At 72.7% G+C, this 3,682-nt stretch carries 4 protein-coding genes; 3 read left to right on the top strand and 1 reads right to left on the bottom strand.

Annotated elements, in window-relative coordinates; translation table 11 throughout:
• The coding region (locus ACWBNA_RS19595) for an 8-amino-7-oxononanoate synthase (RefSeq protein WP_482705718.1) at positions 1-836 on the bottom strand (836 nt) is incomplete at its 3' end.
• A 167-nt stretch (positions 837-1,003) separates the two neighbouring features.
• Between ACWBNA_RS19595 and bioB the strand changes: the two genes are divergently transcribed.
• From bioB to ACWBNA_RS19580, 3 genes are all read left to right on the top strand, one after another.
• Positions 1,004-2,170 (top strand): biotin synthase BioB, encoded by a 1,167-nt coding sequence (gene bioB, locus ACWBNA_RS19590; protein ID WP_482705717.1) that lies wholly within the window; start codon positions 1,004-1,006, stop codon positions 2,168-2,170.
• Complete coding sequence (locus ACWBNA_RS19585) at positions 2,163-3,452, top strand: adenosylmethionine--8-amino-7-oxononanoate transaminase (RefSeq protein WP_482705716.1); 1,290 nt, start codon at positions 2,163-2,165, stop codon at positions 3,450-3,452. Before bioB ends, ACWBNA_RS19585 begins: the two co-directional genes overlap by 8 nt.
• 13 nt (positions 3,453-3,465) lie before the next feature.
• The coding region (locus tag ACWBNA_RS19580; RefSeq protein ID WP_482705715.1) for an AAA family ATPase at positions 3,466-3,682 on the top strand (217 nt) is incomplete at its 3' end.

Here is a 3,682-nt window from a genome sequence, read left to right as displayed (position 1 = left end):
GGCTCGCGGCGCAGCAGGCGCAGGGCCGCGAGGGCCGCGCCCGCCGCCGCGGGGGCGAGGCCGGTGTCGAAGATGAAGGTCCGGGCCGCGTTGACCAGGTGGTCGATCACCCGGGCGGGGCCGAGGACCGCGCCGCCCTGGCTGCCGAGCGACTTGGACAGTGTGATCGTCACGACGACGTCGTCGGCGCCCCCGAGCCCCGCGGCGTGCGGGGCGCCGCGGCCGCCGTCGCCGAGGACACCGAGGCCGTGGGCGTCGTCGACGACCAGTCCCGCGCCGCGCTCCCGGCAGGCCTCGGCGAGCCCGGCCAGCGGGGCCGCGTCGCCGTCGACGGAGAAGACGGTGTCGGACACGACGACGGCGGGGCCCTCGTGCGTCCTCAGTGCCTTGCGTACCGCGTCCGGGTCGGCGTGCGCGACGACCTGCGTGGCGCCCCGGGCCAGGCGGCAGCCGTCGATCAGTGAGGCGTGGTTGCCGGCGTCGGAGACGATCAGCGAGCCGTGCGGGGCCAGCGCGGTGACCGCGGCGAGGTTGGCCGCGTACCCGGAGGAGAACACCAGGGCCGCCTCGACGCCGCAGAAGTCGGCGAGTTCCTGTTCCAGCTCGTGGTGGAGTTCCGTGGTGCCGGTGACGAGCCGGGATCCCGTCGAGCCGCCGCCCCAGGTCCGCGCGGCCCGCGCCGCACCCTCGGTGACCTCCCGGTGCCGCGCCAGTCCCAGGTAGTCGTTGCTCGCCAGGTCCAGGAGCGGTGAGTCGGAGGGGCGGGGGCGCAGCGTCCGTACGAGTCCGGCGCGGCGGCGCAGCTCGGCCTGCTCGTCGATCCAGGCGAACGCCATCGGCCCTCCAGGGAATGTGCCGGCGGTGCCGGCGTTTTGTAGGCAGTTCACAGACCCTAGCGGGACGGCCGGGCACCCATGATGTGGCAATACCCACACGTCGAAGAGCCTTCGTTGTCCGAACTCTCCTTGGCCGAAAGCGCCTGCGTAGGACAGGATCGGCTCTCATGGACCTGCTGAACACGCTGGTGGACAAGGGGCTTCGGCGCGAGCTGCCGACCCGCGAGGAGGCGCTGGCCGTCCTCGCCACTTCCGACGACGACCTGCTCGATGTGGTGGCCGCGGCCGGCAAGGTACGCCGGCACTGGTTCGGCCGGCGGGTGAAACTCAACTACCTCGTCAACCTCAAGTCGGGCCTGTGCCCGGAGGACTGTTCCTACTGCTCGCAGCGGCTCGGCTCCACCGCCGGCATCCTCAAGTACACCTGGCTCAAGCCCGACGACGCCTCGAAGGCCGCGGCGGCCGGGTTGGCCGGAGGCGCCAAACGGGTGTGCCTGGTGGCGAGCGGGCGCGGGCCCACCGACCGGGACGTGGACCGGGTCTCCGACACCATCAAGACGATCAAGGACCAGAACGAGGGCGTCGAGGTGTGCGCCTGTCTCGGTCTGCTCTCCGACGGACAGGCCGAGCGGCTGCGCGAGGCGGGCGCGGACGCCTACAACCACAACCTGAACACGTCCGAGGAGACGTACGGGGACATCACGACCACGCACACGTACGCCGACCGGGTGGACACCGTGCAGAAGGCGCACGCGGCCGGGCTGTCCGCCTGCTCCGGGCTGATCGCCGGCATGGGCGAGCGCGACGAGGACCTGATCGACGTGGTCTTCTCGCTGCGTGAGCTGGACGCGGACTCGGTGCCGGTCAACTTCCTGATCCCGTTCGAGGGCACGCCGCTGGCCAAGGAGTGGAACCTCACCCCGCAGCGCTGTCTGAGGATCCTGGCGATGGTCCGGTTCGTCTGCCCGGACGTCGAGGTACGCATCGCGGGCGGGCGCGAGGTCCATCTGCGGTCGATGCAGCCGCTCGCCCTGCACCTGGCCAACTCGATCTTCCTGGGTGACTACCTCACCAGTGAGGGCCAGGCCGGCAAGGCCGACCTGGACATGATCGCGGACGCCGGGTTCGAGGTGGAGGGCACCGACCAGGTGACGCTGCCGGAGCACCGCAGGGGCGGTTGCGGCTCCGAGGAGGCCGCCGGGTGCGGGTCCTCCCAGGAGGGGGGCGGTGCGTGCGGTTCCGCTCCGGCCGCCGCGCCGGCGGGCGAGGCCCGTACGGACCTGGTCGCCGTACGCCGTCGAGGCGCCGGAACGGACCTCGCGCCCAATGCCTGACCCGACCGGCCTGCCTGTCGCCGAGCTGCTGGAGCTGGACCGGCGGCACGTCTGGCATCCGTACGGTCCGATGCCGGGCCGGCAGGAACCGCTCGTCGTGGAGTCGGCGAGCGGGGTACGCCTGAAGATGGCGGACGGCTCGGGCGAACTGGTCGACGGCATGTCGTCCTGGTGGTCGGCGATCCACGGCTACAACCACCCGGTGCTCAACGAGGCCGTGCGCGAGCAGCTCGGTCGGATGAGCCATGTGATGTTCGGCGGGCTCACCCACGAGCCCGCCGTACGGCTCGCGAAGCTCCTTGTCGACATGTCGCCTGATGGTCTGGAGCATGTCTTCCTCGCCGATTCCGGGTCGGTGTCGGTCGAGGTCGCGGTGAAGATGTGCCTGCAGTACTGGCGCTCGCTCGGCCGCCCGGCGAAGCAGCGCCTGCTGACCTGGCGCGGCGGCTACCACGGCGACACCTGGCAGCCGATGTCGGTGTGCGACCCCGAGGGCGGGATGCACGAGCTGTGGTCCGGGGTGCTCCAGCGCCAGGTGTTCGCGGACCCGCCGCCGGTGGAGTTCGAGGAGTCGTACGCCGACCACTTGCGCACGCTGATCGAGCGGCACGCCGACGAGCTGGCCGCCGTGATCGTCGAGCCGGTGGTGCAGGGCGCGGGCGGGATGCGGTTCCACTCCCCCGCATATCTGCGGGTGCTGCGCGAGGCGTGCGACGAGCACGGCGTGCTGCTGGTGTTCGACGAGATCGCGACCGGGTTCGGCCGCACGGGCGCGCTGTTCGCGGCGGGACACGCGGCGGTCACCCCGGACGTGATGTGCGTGGGCAAGGCGCTGACCGGCGGTTATCTGACGTTAGCGGCGACGCTGTGCGCGTCACGGGTGGCCGACGGCATCTCGCGGGGCGAGGTCCCGGTCCTCGCCCACGGCCCCACCTTCATGGGCAACCCGCTGGCGGCCTCGGTCGCCTGCGCCTCGATCGAGCTGCTGCTGGGCCAGGACTGGCTCGCGGAGGTCAAGCGGATCGAGGCGGGGCTGCGGGAGGGGCTGGCGCCCGCACGCGAGATGCCGGGAGTGAAGGACGTACGGGTCCTCGGTGCCATCGGGGTGGTCCAGCTGGACCACCCGGTCGACATGGCGGCGGCGACCCGGGCGGCCGTGCGCGAGGGCGTGTGGCTGCGGCCGTTCCGCGACCTCGTCTACACGATGCCGCCGTACGTCACGGGCGACGCGGACGTGGCGCGGATCGCGCGGGCGGTGTGCGCGGCGGCGCGCGAGGGATGAGCGGGAGAGTGACATGCCGGTACTGGTGATCACGGGCACGGGCACGGAGGTCGGCAAGACGGTGGCGACCGCCGCCGTCGCGGCCGCGGCGCTGGCGGCCGGACGGACGGTGGCCGTGCTCAAGGCCGCGCAGACGGGCGTACGGCCGGACGAGCCCGGCGACGCCGCCGAGGTGGCGCGGCTCGCGGGGGCCGTGCGGGCCGACGAAGTCGCCCGGTACCCCGAGCCGT

It is taken from the genome of Streptomyces sp. Q2, from assembly GCF_056820935.1.
Note: the sequence above shows the minus strand (reverse complement) of the source record. Positions and strands in the feature narration are given on the sequence as shown.